Genomic DNA, 15238 nt, shown 5'->3' with positions numbered 1-15238 from the left:
GCCTGGTCATGAGGTCTCTGGCGCGCCGCGGCGAGTGTGAATCGTGGGCTTCCAGCGTGCGGCCAGGGTTGTGATCGGCGGCGTGTCGTCGCCCTGACGGCACGCTCAAAGCCCTGGGCGCACGCTCAGTGGCCGCAAATGTAGTGACGGCCCGCTGTGCCCGGCTTCGCCGCGCTTGCGACCGTCACGGCTGCGCCAGCGCCCGCAAGAAGAATGTCAGGTTGGCCGGCCGCTCGGCAAGGCGGCGCATGAAGTAGCCGTACCACTGGGTGCCGAACGGCACGTAGACCCGGACCCGGTTTCCCGATTCCGCCAGCCGCCGCTGCTCGCCGTCGCGAATGCCGTACAGCATCTGGTACTCGAAATCCGACCGGCCCGCTTCGCGCGCCAGCGCGGGCACCGCTTCGATGATCGCCGGGTCGTGGGAGGCCACCATCGGGTAGCCGGAGCCGGCCATCAACACCCGCAGGCAGCGCAGGTAGGCGGCCGTGACGGCGGCGGGGTCGCGGTGGGCGACCGCCGCCGGTTCGTCGTATGCGCCCTTGCACAACCGGATTCGCGCCCCGGCCGCCGCGAACTCCTCGCAATCGTCGAGCGTGCGCCGCAGATAGGCTTGCAAGGCCACCCCCAGCCAGCCGAACTCGGCCCGCAACTCGCGCACGATCGCCAGCGTCGAATCGGTCGTTGTGTGGTCCTCGGCGTCCACCGTCACCCACACCCCGGCCCGCTGCGCCGCTTCGCAGATCGCCCACGCGTTCTCCCGGGCGATCTTCTCGCCGTTGCGATCGAGCGCCTGCCCCAGGGCCGACAGCTTCACCGACACCTCGAGCGGCGAGACGGCGGCACGGTCGTCGCACCGGCCCAGGCGGTCGATCAGATCGAGGTAAACGCGCACGGCCGCGCCGGCGTCGTCGGCGTCGGTGACGTCTTCACCGAGGTAATCCAGGCTGACATGGCGGCCCGAATTACGAAGCGCGGCAGCGCTGTCCAGCGCGCTGTCGATGGTCTCGCCGGGAACGAACCGGTGCACCACGCGACGGGTGACCGGCAACCCCTCGGCGGCCCGGCGCAAGCTCGGCCGCCGGCTGGCGGCGATGATCGCCGGCCGCAGGGTGCTGGCAAACACGCGGCCCATCAGTCGGCCGCCATGTGCGGATAGGTGTGCCGCGTCGCCGGGACGAACGTCTCCTTGAGGGTGCGGGCCGACGTCCACCGCAACAGGTTCAGCACCGACCCGGCCTTGTCGTTGGTGCCCGAGCCGCGCGAACCGCCGAACGGCTGGCGCCCGACGACCGCGCCGGTCGGCTTGTCGTTCACGTAGAAGTTCCCGGCGGCGAAGCGCAGCCGCTCCTGCGCGGTCAGCACCGCCTCGCGATCGTCGGCGATCACCGCGCCGGTCAGCGCGTATCGCGAGCCGGTGTCAATGACGTCGAGGATGCGCTCGTAGTCGTCGTCGGGGTAGACGTGCACCGACAGCAGCGGGCCGAAGTACTCGGTGGCGAACGACTCGTCGGCCGGGTCGTCGGAGAGCAACACGGTGGGGCGTACGAAATAGCCGACGCTGTCGTCGTATTCGCCGCCCACCGCGATGGTGACGTGGGCCGCGCTCTTCGCCCGCTCGATGGCCTTGACGTTCTTGGCGAACGCCCGCTCGTCGATCAGCGCGCCCCCGAAGTTGGTCAGGTCGGTGACGTCGCCGTAGCGCAGCGCCGCGGTCTCCCCCAGGAAGTCGTCGCCGATGCGCCGCCACACCGACAGCGGGACGAACGCCCGCGACGCCGCCGAGCACTTCTGCCCCTGATAGTCGAACGCGCCGCGAATCAGGGCCGTGCGCAACACATCCGGCCGCGCCGACGGGTGGGCCACCACGAAGTCCTTGCCGCCGGTCTCCCCCACGAGCCGCGGATAGCTCCGGTAGCGGCCGATGTTCGTCCCGACCTGCTGCCACAGGTGCTGGAAGGTGGCCGTCGACCCGGTGAAGTGGATGCCGGCCAGCCGCGAATCGGCCAGGGCCACATCGGATACCGCGAACCCGTCGCCGGTGACGAGGTTGATCACGCCGGGCGGCAGCCCGGCGGCCTCGAGCAGCTGCATGGTCAGATAGGCCGACAGCGTCTGGGTGATCGACGGCTTCCACACGACGGTGTTGCCCATCAGCGCCGGCGCGGTCGGCAGGTTGCCGGCGATCGAGGTGAAGTTGAACGGCGTGATCGCATAGACGAAGCCGTCCAGCGGTCGGTAGTCGCTGCGATTCCACTCCCCTGGCCCGCTGATCGGCTGCTGCGCCAGGATCTGACGCGCGAACGCCACGTTGAAGCGCCAGAAGTCGATCTGCTCGCAGGGCGAGTCGATTTCGGCCTGGTAGGCGGACTTGGACTGGCCGAGCATGGTCGCCGCGGCGATCTTCTCCCGCCACGGTCCGGCCAGCAGATCGGCGGCCCGCAAAAACACCGCCGCGCGCTCGTCGAAAGGCATTGCCGCCCAGGCGGGTTTCGCGGCGGTCGCGGCGTCGATCGCCGCCACGGCATCGGCGTGCCCGGCGTTGGTCAGCGTGCCCAGCGTCGCGGCGTGCCGGTGCGGCTGGACGACGTCGATGCGTTCGCCGTCGCCCATCCGGTGCCGACCGCCGATGACGTGCGGGAGGTCGATGGAGTGATCGGCCAGCGCGGCCAACTCGGCGCGCAGCCGGTCACGTTCGGGGGAGTGCGGGGCGTAGTCATGGACCGGCTCGTTGGCCGGCAACGGCACCTCGGTGATCGCGTCCATGCTGCCAGGATCCTCGCCGCGACGGCGCGCGGACCTAGCCGATCGGACAAGATGACCCGTCTTTGATAGTACGATCGGACAATGACCGGGTTGGGCCAGCTGTTGCTGGCGCTGGACGCGACGCTGGTCAGCCTGGTGGAGGCGCCGCGGGGCCTCGACCTGGCCGTGGGGTCGGCGGCCCTGATCGACAGCGACGACGTGCGGCTGGGGCTGGCGGCCGCCGCCGGCTCGGCCGACGTGTTCTTCCTGCTCGGCGTGGCCGACGACGAGGCGCTGCGGTGGATGGACAAGCAGGCGCGCGAGCGCGTTCCGGCGGCGATCTTCGCCAAGGAGCCGTCGACCCGCCTGGTCACGGCGGCGGTCGCGGCGGGGTCGGCGGTGGTGGCCGTCGAGCCGCGCGCGCGGTGGGAACGGCTCTACCAGTTGGTCAACCACGTGCTGGAGCATCACGGCGACCGCGCCGACGCGACCGAGGACTCGGGCACGGACCTGTTCGGGCTGGCGCAGTCGCTGGCCGACCGCATTCACGGCATGGTCAGCATCGAAAACGCCCAATCGCACGTGCTGGCGTATTCGGCATCCAACGACGAGGCCGACGAGCTGCGCCGGCTGTCCATCCTGGGCAGGGCGGGGCCGCCCGAGCATCTCGAATGGATCGGGCAATGGGGCATTTTCGATGCCCTGCGGGCCGGCGACGGCGTGGTGCGGGTGGCCGAGCGCCCGGAGTTGGGCCTGCGCCCGCGGCTGGCCATCGGGATCTACCGGCCCCCGGCGGACGCGCGGCGACCGCCGGAGTTCGCCGGCACAATCTGGGTGCAGCAGGGCGCACAACCGCTGGCCGACGACGCCGAGGAGATGTTGCGGGGCGCCGCGGTGCTGGCGGCGCGCATCATGGCACGCTTGGCCGCCCGGCCCTCCACGCAGCTGCGGCGGGTGCAGCAGCTGTTGGGCCTGATCGACGGCGAACCCGACGTGGGCGCCGTCGCCAGCGAACTCGGCCTGGCCGCCGACGGAGTCGCGGCGCTGGTCGGCTGGGACACCGCGGACGCGGACGCCGGCGCGGCCCGTCAAGTTCGATTGCCCGACGTGATGGCGCTCAGCGCCAGCGCTTTTCGGCCGGACGCCCAGGTGGCCTCCCGGGGATCCCGAATCTATGTGCTACTGCCCCAGACGCAGACCCGCTCGGCCACCTCCTGGGTGCGCGGCACCATCGCCGGGATGCGCACCGAGCTCGGGATGCAGCTGCGCGCCGCCGTCGCCGCTCCGGTCACCGGCCTCGCCGGGATCGCAGCCGCGCGCGCCGAACTGGACCGGGTGCTGGACAGCGCTGCGCGCCATCCCATTTCGATGCCACAGGTGACGTCGCTGGCCGAGGCGCGCACCACCGTCCTGCTCGACGAGATCCTCGGCCTGGTTGGGCGCGAGGAGCGCCTGGCCGACCCGCGGATCGTCGACCTGCGCGCCCGGGAGCCGGCGCTGGCCGACACGCTGCGGGTGTATCTGGACAGCTTCGGCGACATCGCCGCCGCCGCGCGGTCGCTGCACGTGCACCCCAACACGGTTCGCTACCGCGTGCGGCGCATCGAGAGGTTGCTGTCGACATCGCTTGCCGATCCCGAGGTGCGGCTGCTGTTTTCGTTGAGTTTGCGACTCCCGGGTGCACCCCGGCGGGAGGCGGTACCCTAACGGCCATGCCGAACGCGTCCGTGGTCGCCCTGCTGCGCGAGCGCGCGGGCCTGCAGCCCGACGATGTCGTGTTCGCCTACACCGACTACGAACGCGATTGGGAGGGTGTCACCGAGACGGTGACGTGGGCGCAGCTCTACCAGCGGACCCTGAACGTCGCGCACGAGGTCAAGCGGCACGGCGCCGTCGGGGACCGGGCCGTCATCCTCGCCCCGCAGGGGCTGGACTACATTGTGGCCTTCCTGGGCGCGATGCAGGCCGGGCTGATCGCGGTGCCGTTGTCCGTTCCGGCGGTGGGCTCGCACGACGAACGGGTGAGCGCCGTCCTGGCCGACACCGCGCCCGCCGTCGTCCTCACCACGTCCCCGGTCGCCGGGGCGGTTTCCGAGTACCGGGGGCCGGGCCCGGTCGCCGTCGAGGTCGACGCGCTGAACCTGGACGACCCCGGCGCGCCCAGCATCCACGTCAGCGGGGCCCCCGACACGGCGTACCTGCAGTACACGTCCGGTTCGACCCGCGTGCCCGCCGGGGTGATGATCTCGCACCGCAACCTGCACGTGAACTTCCGGCAACTGATGACCGCCTACTTCGCCGAATTCAACGGTGTTCCGCCGCGCGGCAGCGCGGCGGTGTCCTGGCTGCCCTTCTACCACGACATGGGTCTGGTGCTCGGCGTCATCGCGCCGATCCTGGCCGGCTATCGCGCCAACCTGACCAGCCCGGTCGCCTTCCTTCAGCGCCCGGCGCGGTGGATTCAGGCCATGTCGATCGGCGTCCCGATCATCTCCGCGGCGCCCAATTTCGCCTTCGAGCTGGCCGTGCGAAAGACGACGGACGCCGACCTCTCCGGTGTCGACCTCGGCAAGGTCTTGGGCATCGTCAGCGGGGCCGAACGCATCCACCCCGCGACGCTGGAGCGGTTCTGTAAACGATTCGGGCCGTACAACTTTCGCGACCACATGATGCACCCCTCCTACGGTCTGGCCGAGGCCACCGTCTACGTCTCGAGCCGCACCGCGAGCGGCCCGCCCGAGATCGCGCACTTCGATGCCGAGAAGCTGTCCGAGGGCACCGCCCAGCGGTGTTCGGCCGAGACCGGCTCACCGCTGTTCAGCTACGGCATGCCCGAGTCGCCTGCGGTGCGGATCGTGGACCCCGACACCAGCAAGGAATGCCCGCCGGGTTCGGTCGGCGAGATCTGGGTGCACGGCGAGAACGTGGCCGCCGGCTACTGGCAGAAGCCCGAGGAGACCGCGCGCACGTTCGGCGGCATGCTGGCCGACCCGTCGCCGGGCACGCCCGAGGGGCCGTGGCTGCGCACCGGCGACCTCGGCTTCGTCTCGCAGGGCGAGCTGTTCATCGTCGGCCGGACGAAGGACCTGTTGATCGTCTACGGGCGCAACCACTATCCCGAGGACATCGAGTCGACGGTCCAGGAGATCACCGGGGGGCGGGTCGCGGCCATCTCGGTCGCGGTGGACGAGACCGAGAAGCTGGTGACCATCATCGAAATGAAGAAGCGCGGCGATTCCGACGAGGAGGCGCTGCGCCGGCTCGCCGTCGTCAAAAACGATGTCACCGCGGCGATTTCCAACTCGCACGGTCTGAATGTCGCCGATCTCGTGCTGGTGTCACCGGGGTCGATTCCGACCACGACCAGCGGCAAGATCCGGCGGGCCGCCTGCGTCGAACAGTATCGCCGCCAGGAGTTCACCCGGCTGGACGCCTGAGCGGACCGCTAGGGTTGCGATTCGTCCAGGAAGCGACCCATCACGTCCGGGCCGGTGGAGTGCATGCTGATCGACAGCTCGAGCAACCGGTCCTTGGCCTTCTTCGGGAGTAGCTCGATGGACTTGGTGGTGGCGGAGTCGTACTTGGCCCCCGGAAAGCGTTGCAACACAACGTCCTTCTGCTCCTCGGTGGTGTAGATCTCCAGGAGCTTCATGCCGGCGAAGGCGTCCTTCGCCGAATCGGCCATTCCCGCTTTCGCCAGCGCCTCCAGCCGTTCCTCGTTGATCCAGACGTTGACCTTGATCTTCTTGGCGGCGCTCATGATTCGGCCCCCTCCAGCTGGTTGAGCGTGAACACCGGCAGCCGGTCCGCCAGGTACTCCTCGGTGACGAACGGTGAGCCCTGACCGTATTTCGCGGCGGATTCCAGCACGACCTCGAACACCTCGTGGCGCATGACCTGCTGGGTCGGCTTCACCTCGTCGGTGAGGATGCTGCGGATCAGGCTGCCGCTGAAGCTCTGCGCCTGTGCGTCGTGACCGCACAGCGCCGAGTTGGTCACCTCGCGGCATTCGGGGCAGTACCAGTTCTCCCGCAGGAACACCGGTTTGATGCCGAGGTCCGACCGGTGATCCTGCAGCAGGTTCTGCGAGTCGTAGGGGTCGTAGAAGTCGCCGACGCCGGCGTGGTCGCGCCCGAACATGTGGTGCGTGCAGCCGAGGTTGGTCCGCAGGATCGCGTGGAAGATCGCCTCGCGCGGGCCCGCATAGCGCATGTCCCACAGCGTGAAGGTCACCTTGTGCACGTCCTCGCGGAAGTAGCCGCTCTTGCGCAGCTCGTCCTGCGTGAGCAGGATCGCCTCGTCGATGTAGTCCCCCACCCGCTTCTGGCCGATGATCGCGTTCACCAGCACGCCGGTGTTCAGGTTGTCGACGGGCATGTCCTCGTTCGCGGCCAGCCACGCCTGCTTCATCAGCGCCTCGTGACCGGTGTGCGGGACGTTGCGGGTCTGATGGGCGACAACGTGTTTCCAGTCCTTCTCCGCCAACACGTCCTGATGCTGCTTGGGGGTGAGCCAGAAACTCTTGAAGGGCTCGTTGAAGACCGGCTCGTTGATCAGCGTGATGTCCCCGGCGATGAACCGGTTCGCGTAGGCGAGCGTCTTCTTCACCCCCGGGTGCCGGGGATCGGTTGTGCCGTAGGTCTTCTCGGCGAAGTGCTGCAGGTCGTAGGTGTAGATCTCGGCGACCTCGAAGGTGGCCATCGGGGCCCCCAGGTACTCGAGGACGACGCTGCGGCCCTCTTCGATTCCCAGCTCCTCGATTTCGTCGGAGGACAGGTCGAACACGATCGGGATGCTCCACAGCGTTCCGTCCGGCAGCGCCATCTTGTCCAGCGTGGTGTCGACCTCTTGCCGGCCCATGAACCCCGTCAGCGGCGTGAAGAAGCCGTAGGACAGGCTGATCACCTCGTGCGCGGTCGCCTTCGAAATGGGCACGCGGGGCAGGCCTTTGATCAGTTCGGCGGCGCCGGCAGTGGCCACCCTTTCCACGATCGGTTTCCCGTTGTGGCCCGTATAGCTCATCTGATGACCTCGCTTCGCGTGCGTGTTCGAGCAGTCCGCCTTGATGCCCGTTATCCCGGATTGCTAAACCCGACCGTTGCATCCTGGCTGCGGGCGAGGGCCGGAATGACACCCACCTTCTCGAGGTGGGCGATCACTTCCTCGGCCAGCGTGTCCGCGTCCTTCTGGCCGCCCTCGAGCCGCAACTCGGGCTGCGCCGGAGCCTCGTACGGGTCGTCGATGCCGGTGAATCCCTTGATCTCCCCGGCCCGCGCCTTCTTGTAAAGCCCCTTGGGATCCCGCTTTTCGCAGATCTCTATCGGGGTGTCGATGAAGATTTCCTGGAAGTCGCCTTCGACCAGCGTTTCGCGGACCGCGTCGCGATCGCGCCGGTAGGGGCTGATGAAGGCGGTCAACGCGATGATGCCGGCCTCGCAGAACAGCTTGGACACCGCCCCGATCCGCCGGATGTTCTCCTCGCGATCCTGGGCGGAGAAGCCCAGACCGAATCTCTTGGCGAACTCGGCCCCGTGGCGTGGTTCGAGGGTTCCGGGGCCCGCGTTGAGCCCGTAGCGGACGTTGTCCCCATCCAGCAGATAGCTGCGGACGCCCCGCTCGTAGAGCTTCTGCTCGACGGTGTTGGCCACCGTGCTCTTGCCGCTGCCGCTGAGCCCGGTGAACCAGAGGACGCAGCCCCGGTGCCCGTTGAGTTGTTCCCGGCTGCTGCGGCTGATGTGGTGTTCGTGCCAGGTGATGTTGTCCGCCATTCTCAGCCCCTCACCACGTCGCTCGCCAGTCAAACCGGGGTGTAGCCGTTCGGCTACTTAAGATGGCCAATTTACAGGAGATTTGACGGGCCCCGCCACCGCGCGGCGCCGGCCGGCTCGCCTGGCCGCCGGGTGGCCTTGCCCGACCGTGACGGCAACGGTTACGACCGCGATGAGTCGAATTGCGTCAGGATGCCGACGGTGCGAGTTCGGTGGCGGCGATCTCGTCGCACAGATGCTCCGCCAGATCCCGCACGGTGGTGATCTTGGTGGGGCTGACGCGCACGCCCGTTTCGGTTTCGATGCGGGTGCGCAGTTCCAAATTCCCGAGCGAATCCAGCCCGTAGTCGGAAAGGGGACGATCGGGATCGATTGTGCGCCTGAGCAACAGGCTGATCTGACCGGACACCAGCCGACGGATCGCGCTGGGCCATTCCTCGCGGGGCAACCCCTTGAGCTCGGCCAGGAATCTGCCCGTGTCCGGGTCGCCCTGACTCGACGACCGGAACGCCTCGGCGAACCGGCTGCGTTGCGCGAACGAGGTCAGCCACGGCGTTCCCATGATCGGCGCGTAGCCGCAGTAGGGGCGGTCGTAGCGCAGCAGCGACTCGAAGGCGCGGTAGCCCTCGGCGGGCTTGATGGCGATGCCGGCGCCTTCCGCCAGGGCGGTGGCCCGCCCCACTTCGGACCACGCGCCCCAGGCGATCGCGCTGCCCGGCAGCCCCTGGGCGCGGCGCCAGTGCGCGAACGCATCCAGCCAGCTGTTGGCCGCCGCGTAGGCGCCCTGCCCCGGGGAGCCGACGAGCGCGGCCGCCGACGAGAACGCGCAGAACCAGTCCAGCGGCTGCCCCGCCGTGGCGTGATGCAGATTCCAGGCCCCGTAAACCTTTGGCGCCCAACACCGTTCGACCAGTTCGTCCGTGACGTTGGTCAACGTGGCGTCCTCGACCACGGCCGCCGCGTGCAACACGCCGCGCACCGGCAGTCCCGTCGCGGTCGCGCACGCCACCAGGCGTGCGGCCGTGCCCGGCTCGGCGATGTCGCCACACTCCACCACGATGTCCGCCCCGCCGGCGGTCAGGCGCTCAATGGCTTGCCGCGCCCGCGCGTCGGGCGCCGAACGGGAGTTGAGCACGAGCCGCCCGGCTCCCCGAGGGGCCATCTCACCGGCCAGGAACAGCCCCAGCCCGCCGATACCGCCGGTGACGATGTAGGCGCCGTCGCCGCGGAACGGCCGCACCTGTTCCGGGGGGACCGTGGCCACGCTGCGCCCGGCCCGCGGCACGTCGAGCACCACCTTGCCGGTGTGGCCGGCGGCGCCGACCAGCCGGACCGCGGCGGCCGCGTCGTGGATCGGGAAGTGCGTGGTCCGCGGCGGCGGCAACTCGCCGTCGGCCGTGCGCTGGTACACCGTGGTCAGCAGCCGTCGGACCGTCTCGGGATGGGTGACCGTCAACAGCGCCAGGTCGACCGCGAACAGGGACAGGTTGCGGCGGAACGGATATAGCCCGAGGCGGGTATCGCCGTAGATGTCGCGCTTGCCCAACTCGATGAACCGGCCGCCGAAGGCCAACAATTCGATTCCCGCGCGCTGCGCCGCGCCGGGCAGCGAGTTGAGCACCACGTCGACGCCGTAACCGTCGGTGTCCCGGCGGATCTGGTCGGCGAACTCCGTGCTGCGCGAATCGTAGACGTGTTCAATTCCCATGTCGCGCAGCAGTTGCCGGCGCTGCGGGCTGCCCGCGGTGGCGAAGATCTCGCAACCGGCGGCGCGGGCGATCGCGATGGCGGCCTGCCCGACGCCACCGGTGCCGGAGTGGATGAGCACCTTGTCGGTGGGTGCGACCCGGGCCAGATCATGCAGGCCGTACCAGGCGGTCGCCGCGGCGGTGGGTACCGCGGCCGCGGCGTCCAGCGGCAGGCCGGGCGGCAGGACGACCGCGTGCCGCGCGTCGGCGATGACGAACGTGCCCCAGCAGCCGTTGCGGGAGAGACCGCCGACCCGATCACCCACCTTCGGCCCGGTGACGTCCGGCCCGACGGCGGTGACCACCCCGGCGAAGTCGCCGCCCAACTGCTGCTGGTAGCCCTCGAAGGTGGGATAGCGACCGAAGGCGAGCAGCACATCGGCGAAATTGACGGTGGACGTGGTGACGGCGACCTCGATCTCCCCCGGCCCGGGCGGGACGCGGTCGAACGCGACGAACTCCAGCGATTCCAGGTCGCCCGGGGTGCGGATCTGCAGGCGCACGCCGTCGCGCTCGTGGTCGACGACGGTGGTCTGGCGGTCGGCCGGACGCAGCGGCGCCGGCCGCAGCCGCGCGGTGTGCCACTCGCCGTGCCGCCAAGCGGTCTCATCCTCCTCCGAGCCGCTCTTCAGCTGCAGGGCAACATGTTTGGCATCGGTCGCCTCGTCGACGTCGATCTGGGTGGCGCTCAGGTGCGGGTGCTCGGAGTCGATCACCCGCAGCAGCCCGCGCAGCCCGGTCTGCTCCAGGTTGGCCACGTCACCGGTGGTCACGTGCGCGGCGTTCCTGGTCACCACGAAGAGGCGGGGTGATTCGCCCGGCAACTCGGAGAGCTCGCGGGCGATGGTCGCCAGGTGCGAGACGTAGTCGCGGCCGCGCCGGGTCGGGTCGGCCTCGCCGGCGGGTGGCGCGGTCACCACCACGACACCGGAGAGGCCCTTGAGTGGCCCATGCCCGTTCGAGGCGGCGTCTCTCGCCAGCAGCGTCCGCAGCTGCGGGGTCTCCGCCGACCCGGGCGGCAGCGCCACCGTGGTGCATTGGGCGCCGTCGGACAACGCCTCGCCCAGTTGCGCCGTCAGCGGATCGGTCACCTCACCGGCGCTGAGCAGCAGCCACGATCCCGGCTCGCCGCGCGACGGGTCGGGGAGGCTGCGGGTCTCCCATTCGATGGTCAACAACCGCTCGCCCAACAGCCGGCGCGCCCGGTCCCCCTCGGAGGCGCCGCCGGCCAGGCGCAGGCCCTCGACGGTCAGCAGCACGGCGCCGGACCGGTCCAGCACGTCGATGTCCGCCTCACACGCGCCGGGGCACGACGACGTCACCCGCGCGAGGCAGTATTGCGCGTTGCGGGTCGAGGCAAAGCCGCGCAAGCGGCGCACGCCGACCGGCAGCAGCAGACCCTCCGCGCTCGCCTTCTGCACCTCGGGATGAACGACGACCGACTGGAAGCACGCGTCCAGCAGGGCGGGGTGGATGCCATAACCCGACTGCTGCGAGCGGATCGCGCCGGGCAGCGCCACCTCGGCAAGCACGGTGCCCGCGCCCGCGTCGGAGTTGCGGGCCGCGGCCAGGCCCGAGAAGGCGGGCCCATACTGAATGCCGATGGCGCCGAACGCCTTTCGCAGTTCGCCGCCGTCGGTGCCGGACGGGTGATTGGCGATCAACGTGGCCATGTCGTGGGCGGGCGGCTGCCGCGGCGCTGCCCCATCGGCTACCGGTGGGGCGTGCAGCACCGCGGCCGCCCGGCGAACGCGTTCGCCGTCGGCGTGGGTGTCCACGGTGAATTCCAGGACGCCGGGCGCGGTGACCGTGGCGGTCGACGATGCCGGCGTCTTCCCGTCCAGCAACAGCGTCTGGTCGAACGTGATGTCGCGGACTTCGGCCTGGCCGCCGAGGGTCGCCCGCGCGGCGGCCAGCGCCATTTCGCAGTAGGCGGCGCCGGGAAGCGCCGCCACGCGGTGGATTTGGTGGTCGCCGAGCCATGGGTGCGCCTCGGTGCCGACGTCGGACTGCCAGACGTGGCGCTCGGGTTCCTCGTGCAGGTGGACGTGCGCGCCCAGCAGCGGATGGACGGCCTGGACCGACGCGCCGTGCGCCTGCTCTTTTGCCTCGCGGCGCAGCATCAGGGTGCGGTGCGTCCAGGCCGGGAGCGGGGCGTCCAGCAGGCGGCCGGTCGGGTACTGCACCGAGAAGTCGACCGCGGCGCCGGCGCTGTGCACGTCGGCGACGAAACCACGCAATCCGGCCGGCAGCTCTTGCTCCCGGCGCACGGCCGCCAGCGCCGCGATTGGCGTGTCGAGGGCGCCGGCGTTCTGCTCGACGGCGTGAGTGAGCAACGGATGCGGCGCCAGCTCCCCGAAGACGCGGAACCCGTCCTTGAGGGCGGCCTGCACCGCCGCCGCGAATCGCACGGTCTGGCGCAGGTTTTCGACCCAGTAGTCGGCGGTGAACGACGGGCGTTCGCGGGGGTTCCACAGCGTCGCCGAGTAGTAGGGAACCTCGGGCTCCCTCGGCTCGAGGCCGGCGAGGGCCTCGAGGAGTTCGTCGAGGATCGGTTCCACCTGCGGCGAATGCGAGGCCACGTCCACCGCCACCTCGCGCGCCAGCACGTCCTGCTCGCTCCAGGCCGCGACCAGGTCCCGGATCGTCTGCGTGTCGCCGCCCACGACCGTCGACGTGGGCGAGGCGACCACGGACAGGACCACGTCGGTGATGCCGCGGATGGACAGTTCCGAGAGCACCTGTTGGCCGGGCAGTTCCACCGACGCCATGGCGCCGCTGCCGGCGATGCGCGCCATCAACGCCGAGCGGCGGCAGATGACGCGCACGCCGTCTTCGAGCGACAGGCCGCCGGCCACGACCGCCGCGGCGGATTCACCGAGCGAATGCCCGATGACGGCGCCGGGGCGCACCCCGTAGGACTTCATCGTCTCGGCCAGGGCGACCTGCATCGCGAAGATCGTCGGCTGCACGCGGTCGATGCCGGTGACGACCTCCGGCGCCGACATGGCCTCGGTGACCGAGAAACCCGATTCCGCGGCGATCAGCGGCTCCAACGTGGCGATCGTCGCGGCGAACACCGGCTCCCTCGCCAGCAGTTCGGCGCCCATGCTCGGCCATTGCGAACCCTGCCCGGAGAACACCCACACGGGCCCACGATCGTCCTGCCCGACGGCGGGCTGGTAGGGCAAATCCCCGTCGGCGACGTCGCGCAGGGCCGCGCTCAGCTCACCGAAGTCGCTCGCCGACACCACCGTCCGCACCGGCCGGTGCGCGCGCCGGCGCGCCAGGGTGTAGCCGAGGTCGCGCAGGCTTACGGCGCCGGCGTGCTCGTCGACCCAGGCCGCGAGGCGGGCGGCCGTGGCACGCAACTGTTCCGCCGACGTGGCCGACACGGCAAACAGCAACGCCCCGCCGGTGATCGGCGGCTGCTCCCCCGCCCCGTGCGGCTGCGCCTCCTCCAAGACGGCGTGCACGTTCGTGCCGGATATGCCGTACGACGACACCGCGGCGCGCCGCGGGTGGTGACCGTCGGTGGGCCAGGGCGAATTGGCCTGCGGCACAAACAGTTCGGTCTCGATCTCGGCCATCCCGTCGGGCAGGCGGGTGAAGTGCAGGTTCCGCGGCACCACGCCGTGCCGCAGCGCCAGGATCGCCTTCATCAGCCCCAGCGGTCCCGACGTCGACTGCAGGTGGCCGAAGTTCGTCTTCACCGAGCCCAGCGCGCACGGCCCCGCGGTCCCGTACACCGCGGCCAGGCTCGAGTACTCGATCGGATCCCCGACCGGCGTGCCGGTCCCGTGCGCCTCGACGAAGCCGACGGTGGCCGGGTCGACGCCGGCGGCCTCCAGGGCCTTCCGGTAGACGGCCACCTGGGCGGTTTCCGACGGCGCCGCGATGTTCACGGTGCGGCCGTCCTGGTTCGCGGCGGTGCCGCGCAGCACGGCCAGGATGCGGTCGCCGTCGCGCTGCGCGTCGTCGAGCCGCTTGAGCAGCAGCATGACGCAGCCCTCGCCGGACACCAACCCGTCGGCCGCCACGTCGAAGGCGTGGCAGCGGCCGGTCGGCGACAGCATGCCCTGCAGCGAGCCCGACACGGACTTGCGCGGTTCCAGCGTCACGACGACGCCCCCCGCCAGGGCAATGTCGCTTTCCCCGCTGTTCAGGCTGCCGCAGGCCTGGTGGACGGCCATCAACCCCGACGAGCACGCGGTGTCCACGGTGACCGCCGGGCCGTGCAAACCCAGCGTGTAGGCGACCCGCCCCGAGGCGAAGCTGTTGGAAGTCCCGGTGAATCCGTACGGCCCTTCGGCGGCGCCGCAGTCGGCGGACAGCAGTTCGTAATCGCCGTGGGTCAGTCCGACGAAGACCCCGGTCTGCGAGTGGGCCAGGCGCGCGGGATCGAGGCCCGCGTGCTCGATGGCGTCCCAGGACGTCTCCAGCAGCAACCGGTGCTGCGGGTCGATCGCGGTGGCTTCGCGCTCGGTCATGCCGAAGAAATCGCAGTCGAAACCGCCGACGTCGTCCAGGAAGGCGCCCCACCGCGTCACCGACCGCCCCGGCACGCCGGGCTCGGGGTCGTAATAGCGGTCGGCGTCCCACCGGTCGGCGGGAATCTCGCCGACGAAATCCTCTCCGCGCAACAACGCGTCCCACAGCTGTTGCGGCGAGTCGATGCCGCCGGGAAGCCGGCAGGCCATGCCGATCACGGCAACGGAGGTGGCGGCGTTCGCGAGAGGCAACGTGCGGTCCCCTGTTTCTCCGCTGTTGGGCGGTCGGCGGCCGTACGAATGCTCGGCAGAGCCCCCCCGTGCGCATGGGCGCACCACCGCTCACGCATCCGGGCTCAGGATTCGTAAAGTGCGGTATCAGCTTAGCGACCCGAACTCCGTGCGCTGCGCGGTTGGAAAATTTCGGGCGCGCAACCAGTCTCGGGTCGAGATCGAGCGAAACTCGGGTGGCGCTGGCGTGCCCGCG

8 protein-coding genes are annotated in these 15238 nt (G+C 70.2%); 2 read left to right on the top strand and 6 right to left on the bottom strand.

Features of this window, described 5'->3' with window-relative positions:
- Positions 1-184 precede the first annotated feature (184 nt).
- Complete coding sequence (locus tag A5730_RS08170) at positions 185-1135, bottom strand: proline dehydrogenase family protein (protein ID WP_067898078.1); 951 nt, start codon at positions 1133-1135, stop codon at positions 185-187.
- Complete coding sequence (gene pruA / locus A5730_RS08165) at positions 1135-2766, bottom strand: L-glutamate gamma-semialdehyde dehydrogenase (protein ID WP_067898075.1); 1632 nt, start codon at positions 2764-2766, stop codon at positions 1135-1137. The genes A5730_RS08170 and pruA overlap by 1 nt, the downstream gene beginning before the upstream one ends.
- 81 nt (positions 2767-2847) lie before the next feature.
- On the opposite strand from pruA, the gene A5730_RS08160 reads away from it, so the two are divergent.
- Together A5730_RS08160 and fadD21 are read left to right on the top strand one after the other, a co-directional pair.
- The gene (locus tag A5730_RS08160) at positions 2848-4452 is read left to right on the top strand and encodes a CdaR family transcriptional regulator (protein WP_067898073.1); all 1605 of its coding nucleotides are present in this window, start codon (positions 2848-2850) and stop codon (positions 4450-4452) included.
- Between the two features lie 5 nt (positions 4453-4457).
- Positions 4458-6182, top strand: a complete 1725-nt coding sequence (fadD21, locus tag A5730_RS08155) for a fatty-acid--AMP ligase FAAL21/FadD21 (protein ID WP_067898070.1) — start codon at positions 4458-4460, stop codon at positions 6180-6182.
- An 8-nt stretch (positions 6183-6190) separates the two neighbouring features.
- Here the strand turns inward: fadD21 and A5730_RS08150 are convergent, their stop codons facing one another.
- From A5730_RS08150 to pks2, 4 genes are all read right to left on the bottom strand, one after another.
- Positions 6191-6505 carry a hypothetical protein gene (locus tag A5730_RS08150; RefSeq protein ID WP_067898067.1) on the bottom strand — a complete coding sequence of 105 codons (315 nt, stop codon included), beginning with the start codon at positions 6503-6505 and terminating at the stop codon, positions 6191-6193.
- The gene (sat, locus tag A5730_RS08145) at positions 6502-7767 is read right to left on the bottom strand and encodes a sulfate adenylyltransferase (protein ID WP_067898064.1); all 1266 of its coding nucleotides are present in this window, start codon (positions 7765-7767) and stop codon (positions 6502-6504) included. Before sat ends, A5730_RS08150 begins: the two co-directional genes overlap by 4 nt.
- Before the next feature lie 50 nt (positions 7768-7817).
- Positions 7818-8513, bottom strand: a complete 696-nt coding sequence (gene cysC / locus A5730_RS08140) for an adenylyl-sulfate kinase (RefSeq protein WP_067898061.1) — start codon at positions 8511-8513, stop codon at positions 7818-7820.
- A gap of 187 nt (positions 8514-8700) precedes the next feature.
- On the bottom strand, positions 8701-15003 hold the full coding sequence (pks2, locus tag A5730_RS08135) for a type I polyketide synthase (RefSeq protein WP_156745729.1): 6303 nt from the start codon (positions 15001-15003) through the stop codon (positions 8701-8703).
- Positions 15004-15238: the final 235 nt, after the last annotated feature.

The organism is Mycobacterium sp. ACS4054 (assembly GCF_001667275.1).
Lineage (GTDB): Bacteria > Actinomycetota > Actinomycetes > Mycobacteriales > Mycobacteriaceae > Mycobacterium.
Note: the sequence above shows the minus strand (reverse complement) of the source record. Positions and strands in the feature narration are given on the sequence as shown.